Here is a 21384-nt window from a genome sequence, read left to right on the forward strand (position 1 = left end):
ACGCAGAACGGGCTGCCGCCCTTGCGCCCTGGCTCCAGCGCTACAACACTGAACGCATCCACTCAGCCATCGGAGCCCCACCGATCACCCGAACCGCACCAAGGTCATGACCCGGTACAACTAGGCGGCGCGCGAGGTGGTGGAGGATCCGGTCGTCTGCCACGGCGACCCGTGCGCGCCGAGCACGCTGATCGCGGGCGGCGCGTTCGCCGGACTCGTCGACCTCGGCCGCATCGGGGGGGGGTCGGACCGCTGGGCGGATCTGTCGATCGCGTCCTGGTCGCTCGAGTGGAACGGCCTCGCGGCGGCCGCGCGGTCCTTCTGGGCCGCGTGCGGCACCGGCCGCGATGAGGCCCGCATGGCGCGGTGGCGCGCGCTGTGGGAGCTGCCGCTCGCCTGAGAGGCAGGCGGCGGGTCGCCTCAGTCGATGCCGGCGGCCCTCGCCGCCCTCGCGGCCGCGCGCACGCCCTCGCGCCACACCTCTCCGTGCCCGGGCAGCACGATCGTCGCGCCCGTGTCCTCGAGCGCGTCGAGCGAGCGGAGGGCGACCTCGGGCTTGACCGTCGCGGCGCCGGCGACGACGCGTGGTCCGGTCTTCGTCGTGTACGGGTCGAGCGTGACGATCGCGTCGCCGCTGATCACCGCGTCGCGGTCGGGGAAGTGCAGCGCGACGTGCCCGTCGGTGTGCCCGGGCGTCGGCACGACGCGCGGGCTGCCGGGCAGGTCGAGCACGGTGCCCTCCTCCATCGGGACGGTGCCGCGCACCCCGGGCACGCCCAGCGCGCCCACCGTGGTCATCGCCGCGAAGATCGGCAGCGAGCCCGGGTAGCGGAAGGGGTACCAGAGCCGCGAGTTCGCGGTGCGGTAGCGGTAGGGATGCCGCGCGATGCGCGCGTCGCCCTGGTGCAGCCACAGCGGCACGCCCTCGCGCTGCAGCTCCTCCGCCATCCCGAGGTGATCGAAGTGCGCGTGCGTGAGCACGAGCGCCCGCACGTCGGCGATCGAGCGCCCGATCGCGGCGAGCGCCGCGTCGAGGTGGGGCCGGCTGCGCGGGAAGAGCGAGTCGACGAGCGTGACCGCTCCGCCGTCCTCGATCAGGTAGGCGTTCGTCGAGGCGTGCTGGAGGCGATGGATGCCCGGGGCGACGTCGCGCTCGAGGACCGCCTGAAGGCGACGGCGGACGGCGCCCCCGCGGCGCCCGCTCTCGGACTCGGTCGTGGAGGGATGCATGCCTCCATTCCAGCGCGCGCACCTGGACGGCGCACCGGGCGAACGTCCAGCCTCAGAGGGCGAGCAGCTCGTCGGCGATGCGCAGCCCCAGCACGGGGCGGTCGGCACTCCACACGGCAGCGCACGCCGCGCGGATCGTGTCGACCGGCCGATCGCCTGCGCGCACGAGCGTGATGTCGATGCCAGAGCGCCGCACCGCTGCCCTGCCGACCTCGAAGTACACCGCGCGCGTGGACGTCTCGAGCGTCTCGCGCACGGGGAGGATCGGCTGCTGGAGGTCGCGCAGGTCCTCGATCACGTGATCGGGCCGCATGGTGGGGTCGGCGCCGATGAGGCTCGCGCCGCGATCGATGCCGGTCAGCACGGCGATGGAACGGATGCCCGCCTTCCGCGCACCGAGGATGTCGGTGTCGAGGCGGTCGCCGATCATGACCGGCGACCGCGCGCCGAAGCGCTCCGCGGCGACGTCGAACATCGGCGTCTCAGGCTTGCCCGCGAACTCCGCGAGCCTGCCGACCGCGGTGTGCACTGCGGAGACGAGCGTGCCGTTGCCCGGCGCGATGCCGCCGGCGACGGGGATCGTCCAGTCGCCGTTCGTCGCGATCCACGGGATGCCGCCGTGCTCGGGCTTGCGCGCGAGCGCGAACGAGGCCTCGGCGAGGTCGTTCCAGCCGACGGTCGGGTGGAAGCCCTGCACCACCGCCTTCGGCTGCTCGGCTGCGGTGCGCACGACGCGCCACCCGCGGGCCTCGATCTCGACCACGATGCCGGCGCCACCGACGACGAGCACCGGGTCTCCGGGCTGCAGGTGCCGCTCGAGCAGCAGCATCGCCGCTTGCGGGCTCGTCACGACGTCGCGGGGCTCGACCGGGAGGCCGAACGACCGCAGGTGCTCCGCCACCTCCGCGTCGGTGCGCGATGCGTTGTTGGTGAGGTACGCCGCGGGCAGGCCCGTCGCGACGATGCTCTCGATCGCGTGCGGGATCGCGTGCGGTCCCTTGTAGACGACGCCGTCGAGGTCGAGGTAGAGGTAGTCGGCGCCGTCGATGGGCGTCGCCGCCGGTTGCGCCTTCTTGAACAGGCCCATCAGCGCGTGCCCTCGGAGCGCTCCTCGCCCTCGATGAGGTCGTCGCCGAACAGCGCGTCACCGAACAGCACGTCGTCGCCGGCGACAGCGATGCCGGCCTCGGACTCGACCGCGCTGGCCGACTCCCCCTCCGGCTCCGCCGGAGCCGCCTCTTCGACGACCGGCTCCTCGACGACCGGCTCTTCGACGACCGCCTCCTCGACGACCGGCTCCTCGACGACCGGCTCCTCGCGCGCGTCGTCCGCGTCGCCGAGCGAGTCGGCCTCGGCCTCGACCTCGTCGTGCGGCTCGTCCCCGCCCTCGGCGGCTTCCTCGTCGACCGGCGACTCGAGCCGCTCGGTCGTGATCACCATCTCCTCGAGCTCGCCCGGACGCAGCGCGTCCTCGAGCGCTTCGATCGCGCGGTCGGCGAGCTCGAACCACTCGGCCGCCTCCTCATCGCGTCCGAGCTCCTCCAGCACGCCGCCGAAGCTCGCGAACAGCGCCGGGCTGTAGTCGAACGCCTTGTCCTTGCGCAGCTCGGGGATGCGCAGCTCCTCGAGCGCCGCCTCCTTCTGACCGAGGTCGAGGCGCGCCCCCGACTTCACGATGGCGAGCTCGACGCGCACCGGCGTCTCGAGCGTGGATGCGTCGACGGAGCGTGCGAGCTCGAGCGCCTTCTCGGGGCGGCCGAGTCCGCGCTCGCAATCGGCCATGAGCGGCAGCTGGTCGTCGCGCCCGGTGATGCGGCGGTACGTGCGCAGCTCGCGGAGCGCGAGGGCGAAGTCGCCGAGCTGGTAGGCCGTGATCGCGAGCGTCTCGCGGACGACGCCGATGCGGCCGGCGCGACGCGACGCGGCGAGCGCGTGCTGGTGCGCGAGTTCGGGATCCTCGTCGATGAGTCGCGATGCCATCGCCATGTGCTTGGCGACGAGCTCGGCGTTCTCCTTCGTCAGGGTCTTGAGCTGCGCGCGAGCGCCGATGTCGAGGTCTTCAGGCGCCACGTCATCGGGCAGGTGCGGCGGCACGAAGTCGTCGTCGCGCACCTGCTTGAAGCTCTCGCCCGAGCCATCGCCGCGACGCTCGTAGTCGCGACCCGGTCGCGCGGCATCGCGCTGCGGACCGGAGTTCCTCGAGCGCTGATCATCGCGTCGCTGCTGATCCCCGCGGCCGAAGCGGTCGCGATCGCGCTGCGGGCGACGGTCGCCATCCCGCTGTGGACGCGAGTCGCGATCGAAGCGGCGCTCACCGTCGCGCTGCGGGCGACGATCGCCATCCCGCTGGGGACGCGAGTCGCCGAATCTGCGGTCTCCGTCGCGCTGCGGACGACGGTCGCCATCGCGCTGCGGACGCCGATCGCCATCCCGCTGGGGACGCCGGTCACCCTCACGCTGCGGACGCCGGTCACCTTCACGCTGCGGACGCGAGTCACCGAAGCGGCGCTCACCATCACGCTGCGGACGCCGATCGCCATCGCGCTGCGGACGCGAGTCACGATCGAAGCGGCGCTCACCATCACGCTGCGGACGCCGGTCACCCTCGCGCTGGGGACGCGAGTCACGATCGAAGCGGCGCTCACCATCGCGCTGCGGGCGGCGATCGCCATCGCGCTGCGGGCGACGGTCGTTGTCGCGCTGCGGACGCGAGTCGCCGCCTGGCCGGTACCCCGTGTCTCCGGGACGCAGCGACTTCCGGTCGGCGTCGCGCGACTGCCCACGGTCGTTCGAGCGCGATCCATCGCGCGAGGGCCGGCTGTCACCGAAGCGACGGTCGCCGTCTCGCGGCGGTCGCCGGTCTCCTGCGTCGCGCCGGCGATCGCCATCGCGCGAACTGCGGTCTGCCTTGTCGTTCACGGCACCATTCCATCCGGGTCCAGAAACGGAAAAAGGGGCCCCAGACGAATCTGGGGCCCCTCTCCAAAAGAAGTCCGGCGGTGTCCTACTCTCCCACAGGGTCCCCCCTGCAGTACCATCGGCGCTGAGAGCCTTAGCTTCCGGGTTCGGAATGTGACCGGGCGTTTCCCTCTCGCTATGGCCGCCGAAACACTATTGATGTTTCAGTTCGCACAGCTCTTCGCATGAAGCGAAGGGCTGCAGTCCTCGACCGTACATCGAGAACCACAAAGTGGACGCGAGCAGCAAGCTCATGTATATGTTATCAAGTCATCGGCTTATTAGTACCGGTCAGCTTCATGGGTCTTTAGTCCCCACTTCCACATCCGGCCTATCAACCCAGTAGTCTGGCTGGGAGCCTCTCGCCCGAAGGCACGGAAGTCTCATCTTGAGGCCGGCTTCCCGCTTAGATGCTTTCAGCGGTTATCCATCCCGAACGTAGCTAATCAGCGGTGCTCCTGGCGGAACAACTGACACACCAGAGGTTCGTCCAACCCGGTCCTCTCGTACTAGGGTCAGATCCTCTCAAACTTCCAACGCGCGCAGCGGATAGGGACCGAACTGTCTCACGACGTTCTAAACCCAGCTCGCGTGCCGCTTTAATGGGCGAACAGCCCAACCCTTGGGACCTACTCCAGCCCCAGGATGCGACGAGCCGACATCGAGGTGCCAAACCATGCCGTCGATATGGACTCTTGGGCAAGATCAGCCTGTTATCCCCGAGGTACCTTTTATCCGTTGAGCGACAGCGCTTCCACAAGCCACTGCCGGATCACTAGTCCCGACTTTCGTCCCTGCTCCAGTTGTCACTGTCACAGTCAAGCTCCCTTGTGCACTTACACTCGACACCTGATTGCCAACCAGGTTGAGGGAACCTTTGGGCGCCTCCGTTACTTTTTGGGAGGCAACCGCCCCAGTTAAACTACCCACCAGGCACTGTCCCTGAACCGGATTACGGTTCGAAGTTAGATATCCAGAGTGACCAGAGTGGTATTTCAACATCGACTCCACCCGAACTAGCGTCCGGGCTTCACAGTCTCCCACCTATCCTACACAAGCCACACCGAACACCAATACCAAGCTGTAGTAAAGGTCACGGGGTCTTTCCGTCCTGCTGCGCGTAACGAGCATCTTTACTCGTAGTGCAATTTCGCCGAGTTCGCGGTTGAGACAGCTGGGAAGTCGTTACGCCATTCGTGCAGGTCGGAACTTACCCGACAAGGAATTTCGCTACCTTAGGATGGTTATAGTTACCACCGCCGTTTACTGGGGCTTAAATTCTGAGCTTCGCTTGCGCTAACCCTTCCTCTTAACCTTCCAGCACCGGGCAGGCGTCAGTCCGTATACATCGACTTGCGTCTTCGCACGGACCTGTGTTTTTAGTAAACAGTCGCTTCCCACTGGTCTCTGCGGCCTTCAAACGCTTTCGGCAGCTAGTGCCGTCACGCCTCAGGCCCCCCTTCTCCCGAAGTTACGGGGGCATTTTGCCGAGTTCCTTAACCACGATTCTCTCGATCTCCTTGGTATTCTCTACCTGACCACCTGAGTCGGTTTGGGGTACGGGTGACTTGAACCTCGCGTCGATGCTTTTCTAGGCAGCATAGGATCACAGACTTCCCTCTAGGGTTCGGCAAAGCTCTCAGGCTATATGTGCGACGGATTTGCCTATCGCACGCCCTACGGCTTACCCGGACTCAACCATCGGCCCGGTTCTGCTACCTTCCTGCGTCACACCTGTTAATACGCTAGCCGCACCAGCGAAGGGTCGAGTGCTAGCCCAAGGACGTCCCCCCGAAGGGTTCGGTCCAAGGATTCGGACTCTTAGCATTACTGGATTGACTTGGGCGGTTCTTCGCCAGCTCAGGATTATCAACCTGATGTCCATCGACTACGCCTGTCGGCCTCGCCTTAGGTCCCGGCTTACCCAGGGAAGATTAGCTTGACCCTGGAACCCTTGGTCTTTCGGAGGACTGGTTTCTCGCCAGTCTTTCGCTACTCATGCCTGCATTCTCACTCGTGTGGCGTCCACGGCTGGATTCCTCCGCCGCTTCACTCGCCACACGACGCTCTCCTACCAATCCGCACGCCTGGACAGCCGAAGCTGCCGAGCTGTTGCGCGAATTCCACGACTTCGGTGGTGTGCTTGAGCCCCGTTACATTGTCGGCGCAGAATCACTTGACCAGTGAGCTATTACGCACTCTTTCAAGGGTGGCTGCTTCTAAGCCAACCTCCTGGTTGTCTAAGCAACTCCACATCCTTTTCCACTTAGCACACGCTTGGGGACCTTAGTCGGTGGTCTGGGTTGTTTCCCTCTCGACGATGAAGCTTATCCCCCACCGTCTCACTGCTGCGCTCTCACTTACCGGCATTCGGAGTTTGGCTGACGTCAGTAACCTTTTGGGGCCCATCGGCCATCCAGTAGCTCTACCTCCGGCAAGAAACACGCAACGCTGCACCTAAATGCATTTCGGAGAGAACCAGCTATCACGAAGTTTGATTGGCCTTTCACCCCTATCCACAGCTCATCCCCTCAGTTTTCAACCTAAGTGGGTTCGGTCCTCCACGAGGTCTTACCCTCGCTTCAACCTGGCCATGGATAGATCACTTCGCTTCGGGTCTAGGACATGCGACTGAATCGCCCTATTCAGACTCGCTTTCGCTACGGCTACCCCACACGGGTTAACCTCGCCACATATCGCTAACTCGCAGGCTCATTCTTCAAAAGGCACGCTGTCACAGCTGCTAGGGCTGCTCCAACGGTTTGTAAGCAAACGGTTTCAGGTACTATTTCACTCCCCTCCCGGGGTACTTTTCACCTTTCCCTCACGGTACTTGTCCGCTATCGGTCATCTGGGAGTATTTAGGCTTACCAGGTGGTCCTGGCAGATTCACACGGGATTTCTCGGGCCCCGTGCTACTTGGGATGGACCTCGCGCCATCGCGCGGTTTCGGCTACGGGATTGTCACCCTCTTCGATGAACCTTTCCAAGTTCTTCGCCTACCGCGGTCTGTAACGCTTGCTGCTCGGCAGAGCAGCTGAGATGTCCCACAACCCCGATCGTGCAACGCCTGCCGGCTATCACACACGATCGGTTTAGCCTCTTCCGCGTTCGCTCGCCACTACTGACGGAATCACTGTTGTTTTCTCTTCCTGTGGGTACTGAGATGTTTCACTTCCCCACGTTCCCTCTACCCGCCCTATATATTCAGGCGGGAGTCACTGGGTCGGCACGCCGCCCAGCGGGGTTTCCCCATTCGGAGATCCTCGGATCAAAGCTCGTTTATCAGCTCCCCGAGGCTTATCGCAGATTACTACGTCCTTCATCGGCTCCAGATGCCAAGGCATCCACCGTTTGCTCTTAGAAACTTGACCACATACATGAGTATTTTGGTTAGGACACCACCGCCGAAGCGATGGCGACCAATGATCTATATAGATCATCAAGACTCGAGCCGAAGCTCGAATCTAAGATGCTCGCGTCCACTGTGTAGTTCTCAACTTACGGTCGGTACCGTCGACCTCCGCGCGCTGCGCGTCAGTCGGCCGGTCCGAGGGAAGAGACGCCGAAAGGCGCCGTCTGGTCCCTCAGGACCCAACAGCGTGCATGCGCTCGATCTCCCTCGCCCCGCGGTTCCGAGCTGCCTAGGCAGCTGTACTTCGCTGGGCTCGATCGTTCGAGCGCCAATGTCAATGTTCCACCCTTGAGCTTCCACCGGTCGACGTGTGCGACCGAAGTGGCTCTCCGCCGGCTGAGCCGGCGAGATGCTCCTTAGAAAGGAGGTGATCCAGCCGCACCTTCCGGTACGGCTACCTTGTTACGACTTAGTCCTAATCACCGATCCCACCTTCGACAGCTCCCTCCAAAAGGTTAGGCCACTGGCTTCGGGTGTTACCGACTTTCATGACTTGACGGGCGGTGTGTACAAGGCCCGGGAACGTATTCACCGTAGCGTTGCTGATCTACGATTACTAGCGACTCCGACTTCATGGGGTCGAGTTGCAGACCCCAATCCGAACTGAGACCGGCTTTTAGGGATTCGCTCCACCTTGCGGTATCGCAGCCCATTGTACCGGCCATTGTAGCATGCGTGAAGCCCAAGACATAAGGGGCATGATGATTTGACCTCATCCCCACCTTCCTCCGAGTTGACCCCGGCAGTATCCCATGAGTTCCCACCATTACGTGCTGGCAACATAGGACGAGGGTTGCGCTCGTTGCGGGACTTAACCCAACATCTCACGACACGAGCTGACGACAACCATGCACCACCTGTATACCGACCTTGCGGGGCGACCATCTCTGGCCGTTTCCGGTATATGTCAAGCCTTGGTAAGGTTCTTCGCGTTGCATCGAATTAATCCGCATGCTCCGCCGCTTGTGCGGGCCCCCGTCAATTCCTTTGAGTTTTAGCCTTGCGGCCGTACTCCCCAGGCGGGGAACTTAATGCGTTAGCTACGACACGGAGACCGTGGAATGGTCCCCACATCTAGTTCCCAACGTTTACGGCATGGACTACCAGGGTATCTAAGCCTGTTTGCTCCCCATGCTTTCGCTCCTCAGCGTCAGTTACGGCCCAGAGATCTGCCTTCGCCATCGGTGTTCCTCCTGATATCTGCGCATTCCACCGCTACACCAGGAATTCCAATCTCCCCTACCGCACTCTAGTCTGCCCGTACCCACTGCAAGCCCGAGGTTGAGCCTCGGGTTTTCACAGCAGACGCGACAAACCGCCTACGAGCTCTTTACGCCCAATAATTCCGGACAACGCTTGCACCCTACGTATTACCGCGGCTGCTGGCACGTAGTTAGCCGGTGCTTTTTCTGCAGGTACCGTCACTTTCGCTTCTTCCCTGCTAAAAGAGGTTTACAACCCGAAGGCCGTCGTCCCTCACGCGGCGTTGCTGCATCAGGCTTGCGCCCATTGTGCAATATTCCCCACTGCTGCCTCCCGTAGGAGTCTGGGCCGTGTCTCAGTCCCAGTGTGGCCGGTCACCCTCTCAGGCCGGCTACCCGTCGTCGCCTTGGTGAGCCGTTACCTCACCAACAAGCTGATAGGCCGTGAGCTGATCCTTGACCGAAGTTCTTTCCACCCACAGGAGATGCCTCCGAGGGTCGTATCCGGTATTAGACGCCGTTTCCAGCGCTTATCCCAGAGTCAAGGGCACATTGCTCACGTATTACTCACCCGTTCGCCACTAATCCGGAGGAGCAAGCTCCTCCTTCATCGTTCGACTTGCATGTGTTAAGCACGCCGCCAGCGTTCGTCCTGAGCCAGGATCAAACTCTCCGTAAAGAAATGTTGCGTACCGCTCGGGGAAAACCGGGCGGCAGCGAGTTTGATGCTGACAAAATAGACTGTCTGCTGACAATCTGTCTCATCCAAAGGAATCGTGTGCCCGAAGGCACTACGAGCAATTTTTGGCATTTGACATTGTGCACGCTGTTGAGTTCTCAAGGATCAGACGCTCTCGTGCATTCCCCGTTGAGGGTCTGCGCCGAGGCAACTTCTCTATGTTAGCCACTTCCCGGTCCGTGTCAAATCGACACGCCGTGCGGAGTCTTGCTCGCGCCGGACATCGACCGGCTCGTGGCAGCCCATTCAGGCTACACGCTCCGGAGCGACTGTCAAGTCGGCGTCGGCTGGAGCCGGCTCGCTGTTCGGCCTGGCTCGTGGCAACCCGTTCAGGTTACACGCTCCAGAGCGACTGTCAAGTCGGCGTCCGCGAGAGCCGGCTCGCTGTTCGGCCCGGCTCGTAGCAACCTGTTCAGGTTACACGCTCCGGAGCGACTGTCAAATCGGCTCCTGCTGCACCGGACTCGCATTCGGCCGGCTCGTGGCAACCTGTCTAGGTTACACGCTCCGGAGCGACTGTCAAGTCGGTGTCTGGCTCGGTCGGCAGCTGCCGACCGTGCTCTCCGCACATTCATCGTTGAAGTGGTCTGTCACCGCACCCGCGTCGCAGCCAGCACGCGATTGCGTGGGCCGTTCTGCTGGGGGTGGTCCCTCTTGATCCGCTGGCCTGTCCGGCTCGGCGTCTTTGGGGTGACGAGTGGATACGTTACACGGCTCGAGGACGCGGGCTGCAAATGACGCGCATCCCGGGCGTGTCGCGCCGCTCGCCCGCGGTTCAGGCGCCGGCGTCGACGCCCGCGAGGGTCTTCTTGCCGCGGCGCAGCACGGCGAAGCGCCCGTGCAGCAAGCGGCCCTCGAGGGTCGCGGCCGGGTCGTCGATGCGCTCGTTGTTGACCGATACGCCGCCTTGCGAGATCGCGCGCCGCCCCTCCGAGAGGGAGTCGACGAGCCCCGTCTCCTGCAGCAGCTGCAGCACCGGCGCGTCATCGGTCGCGATGGCCTGCCGGTCGAGCGAACCGACGGCCGCCGCGAGGGTGCCGGCGTCGAGCGTCGAGAGATCCCCGGCTCCGAAGAGCGCCTCGGAAGCGGCGATCGCCTGCTCCGTCGCGGCGCGGCCGTGGATGAAGGCCGTCGCCTGCAGCGCGAGCTCGCGCTGCGCCTCGCGTCGGAACGGCGCCTCTGCCGTCGCTCGCTCGAGCTCCGCGATCCGCGAGGACGGCAGGAAGGTGAACGACTTCAGCAGCTGGACGACGATCGCGTCATCCTGGTTGAGCCAGAACTGGTACATCGCGTAGGGCGTCGTCAGGTTGGCGTCGAGCCACACCGCGTTGCCCTCGCTCTTGCCGAACTTCCGGCCGTCGGCATCCGTGATGAGCGGCGAGCCGAGCGCGTGCGCGTGGACGCCCTCGGCCTTGCGGATGAGCTCGGTGCCCGCGGTGAGGTTGCCCCACTGGTCGCTGCCGCCGAGCTGCATGATGCACCCGTAGCGCAGGAAGAGCTCGCGGAAGTCGAGCCCCTGCAGCACCTGGTAGCTGAACTCGGCGTAGGAGATCCCCTCGTCGGACTCCATGCGCGAGGCGACCGCGTCCTTGCGGAGCATCGTGCCCACCCGGAAGTGCTTGCCGACCTCGCGGAGGAAGTCGACCGTCGAGAGCGGCTCGGTCCAGTCGAGGTTGTTCACGAGCCGCACGGCGTTGTCTCCCTCGTCGGAGAGGAAGCGCAGCATCTGCTCGCCGAGGTACGTGACCCACTCGGCGACGGTCTCCCGCTCGTTGAGCTGTCGCTCAGCGGTGGGCTTCGGGTCGCCGATCAGGCCCGTCGAGCCGCCGACGAGGGCGAGCGGCTTGTGGCCGGCGAGCTGCAGCCGGCGCATGATGATCAGCTGCGCGAGGTTCCCGAGGTGCAGGCTCGGCGCGGTCGGGTCGAATCCGCAGTAGTAGGTGATCGGGCCGCCGCCGACCAGCGCGCGCAGCGCCTCCGGGTCGGTCGAGACGTGCACGCTCCCGCGGTACTGCAGCTCGTCCCAGACGTTGTCGAAGGCGGGGTCGAGCTGGATGGGAGCGAGGTCGATCACGGTTCGAATCTACCGAACGTCAGCCGCGCGAGAGCCGGGACAAGCGCTCGTCGAGCGACGCGAGCTGGGCATCGACCGCTGCGCGGGCCGTGCCCCCGATGCCATCGCGCGCGGCGATCGCCCCGTCGACCGTCAGCACCTCGCGCACCTCGGGCGTCAGGTGCTCCGAGACCGAGCGGTAGTCGTCGTCGCTCGCCTCGTCGAGCTCGATCCCCCGCTGCTCGCACAGCCGCACGAGCGCGCCGGCGATCTCGTGCGCCTCGCGGAAGGGCACCCTGTGCTTGACGAGCCACTCGGCCACATCGGTCGCGAGCGCGTACCCCGCCGCCGCGCCCGCGCGCATCCGCTCCTCGTCGAAGTCGAGCGTCGCCACCATCCCGGCGAAGGCCGGCAGCAGCACCTGCAGCTGGTCGACGGCGTCGAAGACCGGCTCCTTGTCCTCCTGCAGGTCGCGGTTGTACGCGAGCGGCAGCGCCTTGAGCGTCGCGAGCAGGCCCGTGTGGTCGCCGATGAGCCGGCCCGCCTTGCCGCGCGCGAGCTCGGCGATGTCGGGGTTCTTCTTCTGCGGCATGATCGACGACCCGGTCGAGAAGCCGTCGTGGAGGCGCGCGAACCCGAGGTCACGCGTCGTCCAGAGGATGACCTCCTCCGCGAGCCGCGAGATGTCGATCGCGGTCATCGCGAGCACGAACGTGAGCTCGGCGACGACGTCGCGAGCGCTCGTCGCGTCGATCGAGTTGGGGCTCGGCGCGGCGAGCCCGAGCTCGCGCGCGACGAGGGCCGGGTCGAGCCCGAGCGTCGAGCCGGCGAGCGCGCCGGCGCCGTACGGCGACTCGCTCGCCCGCTCGCGCCAGTCGGCGAGGCGCTCGAGGTCGCGCACGAGCGGCCACGCGTGGGCGAGCAGGTGGTGCGCGAGCAGCACGGGCTGCGCGTGCTGCAGGTGCGTGCGCCCCGGCATCGCCGCATCCGGGTGCGCCTCGGCCTGCATCCGGAGCGCCTCGATCACCGCACGGATGCCGCGCTCGACCTCCTCGGTCTCCTCGAGCATCCACACCCGCACGAGTGTCGCGATCTGGTCGTTGCGGGAGCGGCCGGCGCGCAGCCGGCCGCCGAGGTCGGCGCCGGCGATCTCGATGAGGCCGCGCTCGAGCGCGCCGTGCACGTCCTCGTCCGAGTCGGCGGCGACGAACGCCCCCGAGCGGACGCGGCCGCTCAGCTCGTCGAGCGCGGCCCGCATCCCGGCGAGCTCGTCGTCGGAGAGCAGCCCCGCCGCGTGCAGCGCGCTCGCGTGGGCCTTCGACCCGCGGATGTCGAGCTGCGCGAGCCGCCAGTCGAACTGCGTCGACTTCGAGAGCCGGGCGAGCTCGGGGCTCGGGCCCGAGGCGAAGCGAGCGCCCCAGAGCGAGCCCTCGTTCGTGCCGTGCTGCTGCTCGCTCATGCGTCCGCCTTCTCGAGCAGCCACGCCAGCAGCGCCTTCTGCGCGTGCAGGCGATTCTCCGCCTCGTCCCAGATGATCGACTGCGGCCCGTCGATGACCTCCGCCTCGACCTCGAAGCCGCGGTCGGCGGGGAGGCAGTGCATGAAGACCGCGTCGGACTTCGCGAGCGCCATGAGCTCGCGATCGACCTTGAAGCCGCCGAAGGTCGCCACTCGCTCGGCCTTCTCGTCCTCCTTGCCCATCGACACCCACGTGTCGGTCACGACGACGTCGGCGCCGGCGACGGCCGCGCGCGCATCGCCGCCGACCGTCGCGCTGCCGCCGGTCTCGGCCGCGATGCGCTCGGCATCGGCGACCACGTCGGGCTCGGGTGCGTAGCCGGCAGGGGCGGCGATGCGCACGTGCATGCCCGCGGTCGCGCACGCGAGCAGGTAGGACTGCGCCATGTTCGAGCGTCCGTCGCCGACGAACGCGACGGTGAGCCCCGCGAGCTCGCCCTTGTGCTCCTGCATCGTCAGCAGGTCGGCGAGCAGCTGGCACGGGTGGAAGTCGTCCGAGAGCGCGTTCACGACCGGCACCGCCGTGCCGGCAGCCATCTCCTCGAGGCCGGCCTGGGCGTAGGTGCGCCACACGATCGCGGCGACCTGCCGCTCGAGCACGCGTGCGGTGTCGGCCGCGGTCTCCTTGCCGCCGAGCTGGCTCGAGGCGGTCGAGATGATGAGCGGCGAGCCGCCGAGGTCGGAGATGCCGACGTGGAACGAGACGCGCGTGCGCGTCGACGACTTGTCGAAGATGACCGCGACCGACTGCGGGCCCTCGAGCGGGCGCTCGGCGAAGCGGTCGCGCTTCATGCGGGCGGCGCGCTCGAGCACCTCGCGCTGCTCGGCGGGGCTCAAGTCGTCGTCGCGCAGGAAGTGCCGGGTCATGCTGCTCCTCGGTCGGGGGCGTCGGTGGGGGATGCCTGGGCACGGGATGCCCGGGTGGCGGTTGCGGGCACGACCTCCGTGCCGGATCCCGCGGTCGTGAAGATCTCGGTCAGGATCGAGTGCGGCGCGCGGCCGTCGATGATCGCGGCCTTCGGCACGCCCGCGCGGACGGCGGCCAGACACGCCTGCATCTTCGGGATCATGCCCGACTCGAGCGAGGGCAGCAGCGCCTCGAGCTCGACGTCGGTGAGCTCGCTCACGAGCGACGAGCGGTCGGGCCAGTCGCGGTAGAGGCCCTCGACGTCGGTGAGGATGACGAGCTTCTGCGCGCCGAGCGCGGCCGCGAGCGCCGCAGCGGCCGCGTCGGCGTTGACGTTGAGCGACTCCCCCGGCCGGTCGCCGTCGGGGGCGATCGACGAGACGACCGGGATGAGCCCCGCCTCGAGCAGCCGCCGGACCGGGGTCGGGTCGACGTCGACGACGTCGCCGACCTGGCCGAGGTCGACCTCCTCGCCGTCGACGACGGTGCCGCGCCGGCGGCCCGTGAAGAGTCCGGCGTCCTCGCCCGACATGCTCGCGGCGAGCGGGCCGTGCGCGTTGATGAGCGACACGAGCGTGCGCGCGACCTGGCCGGTGAGCACCATCCGCACGACGTCCATCGCCTCGCGGCTCGTGACGCGGTAGCCGCCGCGGAACTCGCTCTCGATCCCGTGGATGCGGAGCGCCTCGCTGATCTGCGGGCCGCCGCCGTGCACGACGACGGGTGCGATGCCGACGTGGCGCAGGTAGACCATGTCCTCGGCGAACGCGCGCTGCAGCTCGGCAGAGACCATCGCGTTGCCGCCGTACTTCACGACCATCGTCGCGCCGCGGTAGCGCTCGAGCCACGGCAGCGACTCGATGAGCGTCGCCGCCTTCTGCGCGAGCTGCGCCTCGTCCCTAGCTGGCATATGCGGAGTTCTCGTGGACGTACTCGTGCGTGAGGTCGTTCGTCCGGATCGTCGCCGCGTGCTCCCCCGCGTGCAGCTCGATGCGGATGCGCGTCTCGCGCGGGGTGAGGTCGACCTCCTCGCGCGGGCGGTCGGGCTCGCCGGCGTGGCACACCCGCACCCCGTTGAAGGCGACGTCGACCTCGAAGGGGTCGAACGACGCATCCGTCGTGCCGATGGCAGCGAGCACGCGGCCCCAGTTCGGGTCGTTGCCGAAGATCGCGGCCTTGAAGAGGTTGGAGCGCGCGACGGAGCGGCCGACGACGACCGCATCGTCCTCGCTCGCGGCGCCGAGCACCTCGATGGCGATGTCGTGGCTCGCGCCCTCGGCGTCGGCCTGCAGCTGCCGCGCGAGGTCGTCGCACACGGCGGTGACGGATGCGGTGAGCTCGGCCTCGTCGGCGCGGTGCCCCGATGCACCGGAGGCGAGCAGCAGCACGGTGTCGTTCGTCGACATGCAGCCGTCGGAGTCGAGGCGGTCGAAGGTCACGCGCGTCGCGGCGCGGAGCGCGCGGTCGAGCGTCGCGGCATCGGCGACCGCGTCGGTCGTGAGCACGACGAGCATCGTCGCGAGGCCGGGCGCGAGCATGCCGGCGCCCTTCGCCATGCCGCCGACCGTGAAGCCGCCGCGTGCATCCGTCGCCTGCTTCGGCACCGAGTCGGTCGTCATGATCGCCCGCGCCGCGGCGAGCCCTGCCGCCTCGTCGTCGCCGAGCGCGTCGACCGCGAGGTCGACGCCGCGGAGCACCGCCTGGCGGAAGGCCTCGTCGCCGACGCCGATGAGCCCCGTCGAGCACACCTGCACCTCGACGGCGCCGATGCCGAGTCGCTCGGCGACCCGCTCGGCCGTCTGGTGCGTGGTCTGGAAGCCGAAGGCGCCCGTGAAGCAGTTCGCGCCGCCGGAGTTGAGGATCACCGCGCGAGCGGTGCCGTCGGCGAGCGCCTGCTGGCTCCACAGCACCGGGTTCGCCTTCGCGCGGTTGGCGGTGAAGACACCGGCTGCCGCATCGATCGGGCCGTCGTTGACGACGAGCGCGACGTCGGCGCCCCCGCTCGACTTCACGCCCGCGGCGACGCCCGCAGCCCGGAAGCCCGCGGCCGCGGTCACGCTCACGGCGCGACCCCGTCGATCGGCAGCCCGAGCTGCTCGTCGAGGCCGAGCGCGATGTTCGCCGACTGGATCGCGGCGCCCGCGGTGCCCTTGCCGAGGTTGTCGAGCGCGGCGATCATCACGACGCGACCGGCGTCGTGGTCGAGGCCGACGCCTATGTGCACCGAGTTCGAGCCGATGACGTCGGCGGTGCGCGGGTAGTGCCCCGCGGGCAGCACGTGCACGAAGCGCTCGTCGGCGTAGGCCGAGAGCCACGCGCCGCGCAGCTCGTCGGCGCTCGCGTCGCCGTCGAGCGGCGCCGTCACGGTCGCGAGGATGCCGCGCGACATCGGCACGAGCACCGGCGTGAAGGAGTGCCGCACCTCGGTCGCGCCCACCATCCGGAGGTTCTGCGCGATCTCCGGCAGGTGGCGGTGCGTGCCGCCGACGCCGTAGGGCGTCGCGCTGCCGGTGAGCTCGCTCGCGAGCAGGTGGGTCTTCGCGCCACGGCCCGCGCCGGAGGAGCCGACGGCGAGCGCGGACGTGAGCCCCGTCGGGTCGATGAGCCCGGCCGCGATGCCGGGTGCGGCCGCGAGCGTCACGGCGGTCGCGTTGCAGCCGGGCACGGCGATGCGGCGGGCGGCGCGCAGCTCGCGCCGCTGGCGGCCGCCGTCGGCGAGCATGAGCTCGGGCATGCCGTAGGGCCACGTGCCGGCGTGCTCGGTGCCGTAGTAGCGGGTCCACTCGGCGGCGTCGAGCAGCCGGTGGTCGGCGCCCGCGTCGACGACGAGCGTCTCGTCGGGCAGCTCGGCGGCGATGCCGGCGGAGTGCCCGTGCGGGAGCGCGAGGAAGACGACGTCGTGGCCGGCGAGCACCTCGCGCGTGGTCTCCTGGAAGGTCAGCGTGGCGAGGGAGCGCAGGTTCGGGTGCACGGACACGAGGGGCTGCCCGGCATTGGCGTGCGCGGTGACGGTGCGCACCTCCAGCTCGGGGTGCTGCGCGAGCAGCCGCAGCAGCTCGCCGCCCGCGTATCCGCTCGCGCCTGCGACGGCGACGGAGAGGCTCATGCTCCCAGGCTATCGGCCCGCCAGATGCGGCTACGCCTGGAACGCCACCTCGACCGCGGCCTCGACCTCGATCTCGCCGGCGGCGAGCGCGACCGGCGCGCCGCCGTCGGCGCTCGCGAGCATGACGCCCTCGACGCCCGCGCGGCCCTTGCCGAGCGGCCTGGGCGCGTCGAGGTCGGGCTCGCGGATGGCGGTGATCGCCGGGTCGCCGAGCCCGGCGGCGTGCGCGTAGTCGGCGGCTCGCGCCCGGGCGTCCTCGATCGCGAGCGCCCGCGCGCGGCTCGCGAGCCGGCGCTCGGTCTCCTCGGCGAGCGACCACGTGACGCCCCCGACCTCGTGCTCGGGCACCGAGCCCAGCTCGCCGATCCACGCGCCGAGCGCGTCGACGTCGAGGAAGGTCGCGGTGACGGCCGCAGATGCGGTGAAGACGAGGCGCTGCGGCAGGCCCTCCCCGACCCACTCGCGGTGGTGCGAGACCCAGGCCCGGTCGGCGTGCCACGACTCGATCGCGCCCGCGTCGGCGAGCTCGCGCGCTCGCTCGGCCGCGGCCGCGTGTGCCGTCGTGACCGCCGACATCGCCGCGTCGGGCGAATCGGCCTGCCAGCGCGAGTGCACCGTCACCGTCGCGCGCTCGGCGGCCGCGCGCAGGGCCGCCTCGCCGCGCACCAGGATCTCGACCACGACCGGATGCTACTCCCGCAGGCGCGCGCCGTGCCGCTCGGTCGCGACGCGGAGCCCCGCGAGCTTCGCCTCGCTCGCCTCCGCGGCCGTGAGCGTGCGGTCGGGCGCGCGGAAGCGGAGCGCGAACGTGAGCGACTTCTCTCCCTGTGCCAGTCCACCGTGGGCAAGCCCAGCGCCCCGGTAGTCGTCGACGAGCGCGATGTGCTCGAGCAGCGCGCCCGCGCCGTCGCGCACGGCCCGCCGCACGTCGCCCGCGGGCACCTCGACCGGCACGACGAGCGAGAGGTCCTGCGTCGCGGCCGGCACCGGCGCGATCACGCGGGTGTCGAGGCGCACGCGCGAGCGCTCGATGAGCACGTCGAGGTCGAGCTCGGCGACCGCGACGCCGCGTGGCAGGTCGGCGTCGGCCGTGACTTGCGGCAGCAGCTCGCCCGCGACGCCGACGACCGTCTCGCCGAGCAGCAGCTCGGCGGTGCGGCCCGGGTGCAGCCACGGCCGCTCCGCCTGCCGCAGCTCGAGCTCGAGCCCGACGGTGCGCGCGATGCGCTCGGCCGCCTCGATCGCGTCGGCGAGCCCGAAGCGCTCGGCGGCGCGGCCGGGCTGCTTGTGCACCCGCTCCCCCACGAGCAGCACCGCCGCGTGCAGCGGCTGCTCGGGCAGGCGGTCGAGCTCGGCGAGCACGTCGTCGGCGGGCCGCGACTCGGCGCCCGGCAGCTCGTCGGTGCCCTGGCCGTCGACCGCGTGGAAGACCCGGCCGAGCTCGAACAGCGCGAGGTCGGTGAGCCCGCGGCCGAGGTTGCGGTGCGCGGTGTCGATGAGCGAAGGCACGAGCGCGGTCCGCAGCCACGGGCGCTCGCCGTCGAGCGGGTTCTCGAGCCGCACGGGCGCGTGGCCGCTGAGCTGCGCCTGCCGCTCGGTGACGAAGGGCGCGACGAGCACCTCGGTGAGGCCGCTCGAGGCGAGCGCGTCGGCGACCTTGCGGCGCAGCCGCTGGGCGCGCGTGTAGCCGCGCCCGGGCGGCGCGACCGGCAGCACCGAGGGGATGCGGTCGAAGCCGACGATGCGGGCGATCTCCTCGACGAGGCCCTCGCGATCGGTCAGGTCGCGGCGCCACGTCGGCGGGGTGACCGTCCACGCATCCGCACCCTGCTCGACCTTCGCGCCGACGCTCTCGAGCGCGGCGAGCGCCTCGTCGTCGGTGTAGTCGCCGCCGAGCAGCGCGCTCCAGTAGCCGACCGGGATCGTGATGGGCGCGAGCTGCGCGACCTCGCCGACCTCGGTGCCGAGCTCGTCGAGCGTGCCGCCCGCGAGCTCGACGAGCAGCTGCGCGACCCGCGCGGCCGCGGCATCGGCGATCGCGGGGTCGACGCCGCGCTCGTAGCGCTTCGATGCCTCCGAGAAGAGCTTGTGCCGGCGCGCGGTGCGGCTGATCGAGACGGGATCGAACGTCGCGGCCTCGATGAGCACGTCGGTCGTCGACGCGTCCATCTCGGTCTCGGCGCCGCCCATGACGCCCGCGAGGCCGATCGCGCCGCGGTCGTCGGTGATGAGCAGGTCCTCGACGTCGAGCTTCCGCTCCACGTCGTCGAGGGTCACGAGCGTCTCGCCCTCACGGGCGCGGCGGACCGCGATGCCGCCGCGCAGCTTCGCGAGGTCGTAGCCGTGGATGGGCTGACCGAGCTCGAGCATGACGTAGTTCGTGATGTCGACCGGCAGCGAGATGGAGCGGATGCCCGCGAGCCGCAGCCGCGAGGCGAGCCACGCGGGGCTCGGACGCGAGGGGTCGATGCCGCGCACGACGCGCACGACGAAGCGCGAGCAGCCGGCGCGGCCGCGGATGGGCGCGTCGTCGTCGAGCGTGACGGAGAAGCCGGATGCGTCGGGCCCGGATGCGCGGGATGCGGCGTCGCGGGCGCGCGCGGTCTCGGCGGGGTCGGTGAACGCCTGGCCGGTCGCGGCGGCGACCTCGCGCGCGATGCCGCGGAGCGAGAGCGCGTAGCCGCGGTCGGGCGTCACGTTGATCTCGACCGCCTGGTCGTCCAGGCCGAGGATCGACAGCGCATCCGCCCCGACCTCGCCCTCGATGCCGAGCTCGTCGAGGCGCATGATGCCGTCGTGGTCGTCGCCGAGCCCGAGCTCGCGCTCGGACGCGATCATGCCGTCCGAGACGTGGCCGTAGGTCTTGCGCGCGGCGATCTCGAAGCCGCCGGGCAGCGCCGAGCCCGGCAGGGTCACGACGACCCGGTCGCCCTCGACGAAGTTGAGCGCGCCGCAGACGATGCCGCGCACGCCGCCGTGCTGCTCGCCGACGTCGACCTGCGCGTAGCGGATGGTCTTGCCGTTCTTCTGCGGCTCCTCGACGAACGAGAGCACCCGGCCGACGACGATCGGCCCGCGCAGCTCGCCGCCGTGCACCGCCTCCTCCTCGAAGCCGACGCGCACGAGCGTCGCGTGCAGCCAGTCGGCCGCGTCCTCGGCGGGCAGCTCGACGTGCTCCGCGAGCCATGACAGCGGAATCCGCATCAGATCACCATCCCGAACTGCTCGGTGAAGCGCACGTCGCCCTCGATCATGTCGCGCATGTCGTCGAGCTGGTACCGGAACTGGAGGGTGCGCTCGACGCCCATGCCGAACGCGAAGCCCGAGTAGACCTCGGGGTCGACGCCCGTCGCGCGCAGCACGTTCGGGTTCACCATGCCGCAGCCGCCCCACTCGACCCAGCGCGGACCGCCGCGCATGCCGGGGTGCCACACGTCCATCTCGGCGCTCGGCTCGGTGAAGGGGAAGTAGTTGGGGCGCAGGCGGATCTTCGCCTCCTCGCCGAACATGATGCGGGCGAGGTGCTCGAGCGTGCCGCGCAGGTGCGCCATCGTGAGGCCCTCGTCGATCGCGAGCCCCTCCATCTGCGTGAAGACCGGCAGGTGGGTCGCGTCGATGTCGTCGGTGCGGTAGACGCGGCCGGGCGCGACGATGTAGATCGGCGGCTCGCGCGTGAGCATCGAGCGCGCCTGCACGGGGCTCGTCTGCGTGCGCAGCACGAGGTGCCGCTCGGCGGGCGCGACGTAGAACGTGTCGGACTCGCCGCGCGCGGGGTGGTCGGGGTCGACGTTGAGGGCGTCGAAGTTGTACCACTCGTGCTCGAGCTCGGGGCCCTCCGCGACCTCCCAGCCCATGCCGACGAAGACATCCGTCATCTCGTCCGCGAGCATCGAGAGCGGGTGCCGGCCGCCGGGCGCGCGCAGGCGCGGGAGCGCCGTGACGTCGACGCGCTCGGCCTCGAGCTGCGCTGCCTCCTCGGCCACGGCGAGCTCGTCCTGCCGGGCGGCGATCGCCTCGGCGACGCGGGCGCGGCCGGCGCCGATCGTCTGGCCGGCGGCCTTGCGCTCCTCCGGCGCGATGTCGCGGAGGGATGCGTTGAGGCCGGCGAGCTCGGAGCCCTGCCCGTTGTGGGCGGACTTCGCGGCCTGCAGCTCGGCGGTCGTCGAGGCGGCGTCGATCGCGGCGAGCGCGGCCTCCACGGCCGCGTCGACGCGCGCGCTCAGTTCAGGGGATGCGTCGGGTTGGGGCACCGGACG

14 protein-coding genes and 3 rRNA genes are annotated in these 21384 nt (G+C 68.9%); 1 reads left to right on the forward strand and 16 read right to left on the reverse strand.

Annotated elements, in window-relative coordinates; genetic code table 11:
* Positions 1–136: 136 nt before the first annotated feature.
* On the forward strand, positions 137–400 hold the full coding sequence (locus ACP7BI_RS04750; protein ID WP_425844083.1) for a phosphotransferase: 264 nt from the start codon (positions 137–139) through the stop codon (positions 398–400).
* Positions 401–420: 20 nt separating this feature from the next.
* On the opposite strand, the gene ACP7BI_RS04755 is transcribed toward ACP7BI_RS04750, so the two are convergent.
* The 16 genes from ACP7BI_RS04755 to pheS form a co-directional block, all read right to left on the reverse strand.
* On the reverse strand, positions 421–1230 hold the full coding sequence (locus tag ACP7BI_RS04755; protein ID WP_425844084.1) for an MBL fold metallo-hydrolase: 810 nt from the start codon (positions 1228–1230) through the stop codon (positions 421–423).
* A gap of 52 nt (positions 1231–1282) precedes the next feature.
* A complete protein-coding gene (locus ACP7BI_RS04760) occupies positions 1283–2317 on the reverse strand; it encodes an HAD-IIA family hydrolase (RefSeq protein WP_425844085.1) in 1035 nt (344 codons plus the stop codon).
* Complete coding sequence (locus ACP7BI_RS04765; RefSeq protein WP_425844086.1) at positions 2317–3342, reverse strand: hypothetical protein; 1026 nt, start codon at positions 3340–3342, stop codon at positions 2317–2319. Before ACP7BI_RS04765 ends, ACP7BI_RS04760 begins: the two co-directional genes overlap by 1 nt.
* Positions 3249–4118 carry a hypothetical protein gene (locus ACP7BI_RS04770; RefSeq protein ID WP_425844087.1) on the reverse strand — a complete coding sequence of 290 codons (870 nt, stop codon included), beginning with the start codon at positions 4116–4118 and terminating at the stop codon, positions 3249–3251. The genes ACP7BI_RS04765 and ACP7BI_RS04770 overlap by 94 nt, the downstream gene beginning before the upstream one ends.
* 103 nt (positions 4119–4221) lie before the next feature.
* Positions 4222–4338: ribosomal RNA gene (gene rrf, locus ACP7BI_RS04775) — 5S ribosomal RNA — on the reverse strand.
* A gap of 111 nt (positions 4339–4449) precedes the next feature.
* A 23S ribosomal RNA gene (locus ACP7BI_RS04780) occupies positions 4450–7562 on the reverse strand.
* A gap of 401 nt (positions 7563–7963) precedes the next feature.
* Positions 7964–9484: ribosomal RNA gene (locus tag ACP7BI_RS04785) — 16S ribosomal RNA — on the reverse strand.
* The 16S, 23S and 5S rRNA genes sit together here, the layout of an rRNA operon.
* Before the next feature lie 835 nt (positions 9485–10319).
* A complete protein-coding gene (gene tyrS, locus ACP7BI_RS04790) occupies positions 10320–11618 on the reverse strand; it encodes a tyrosine--tRNA ligase (RefSeq protein WP_425844088.1) in 1299 nt (432 codons plus the stop codon).
* Between the two features lie 19 nt (positions 11619–11637).
* Complete coding sequence (gene argH, locus ACP7BI_RS04795; protein ID WP_425844089.1) at positions 11638–13056, reverse strand: argininosuccinate lyase; 1419 nt, start codon at positions 13054–13056, stop codon at positions 11638–11640.
* A complete protein-coding gene (gene argF / locus ACP7BI_RS04800; protein WP_425844090.1) occupies positions 13053–13982 on the reverse strand; it encodes an ornithine carbamoyltransferase in 930 nt (309 codons plus the stop codon). Before argF ends, argH begins: the two co-directional genes overlap by 4 nt.
* A complete protein-coding gene (gene argB / locus ACP7BI_RS04805; protein ID WP_425844091.1) occupies positions 13979–14932 on the reverse strand; it encodes an acetylglutamate kinase in 954 nt (317 codons plus the stop codon). Before argB ends, argF begins: the two co-directional genes overlap by 4 nt.
* Positions 14922–16085 (reverse strand): bifunctional glutamate N-acetyltransferase/amino-acid acetyltransferase ArgJ, encoded by a 1164-nt coding sequence (gene argJ / locus ACP7BI_RS04810; RefSeq protein WP_425844092.1) that lies wholly within the window; start codon positions 16083–16085, stop codon positions 14922–14924. The genes argB and argJ overlap by 11 nt, the downstream gene beginning before the upstream one ends.
* Complete coding sequence (gene argC / locus ACP7BI_RS04815; protein ID WP_425844094.1) at positions 16082–17128, reverse strand: N-acetyl-gamma-glutamyl-phosphate reductase; 1047 nt, start codon at positions 17126–17128, stop codon at positions 16082–16084. The genes argJ and argC overlap by 4 nt, the downstream gene beginning before the upstream one ends.
* 30 nt (positions 17129–17158) lie before the next feature.
* Positions 17159–17809 (reverse strand): SIMPL domain-containing protein, encoded by a 651-nt coding sequence (locus ACP7BI_RS04820; protein ID WP_425844095.1) that lies wholly within the window; start codon positions 17807–17809, stop codon positions 17159–17161.
* 9 nt (positions 17810–17818) lie between these two features.
* Positions 17819–20332, reverse strand: coding sequence for a phenylalanine--tRNA ligase subunit beta (gene pheT / locus ACP7BI_RS04825; RefSeq protein ID WP_425844097.1), 2514 nt, complete (start codon positions 20330–20332; stop codon positions 17819–17821).
* The gene (gene pheS, locus ACP7BI_RS04830) at positions 20332–21378 is read right to left on the reverse strand and encodes a phenylalanine--tRNA ligase subunit alpha (protein ID WP_425844098.1); all 1047 of its coding nucleotides are present in this window, start codon (positions 21376–21378) and stop codon (positions 20332–20334) included. The genes pheT and pheS overlap by 1 nt, the downstream gene beginning before the upstream one ends.
* Positions 21379–21384 lie beyond the last annotated feature (6 nt).

The organism is Agrococcus sp. TSP3-2-1, assembly GCF_049897585.1.
GTDB lineage: Bacteria > Actinomycetota > Actinomycetes > Actinomycetales > Microbacteriaceae > Agrococcus.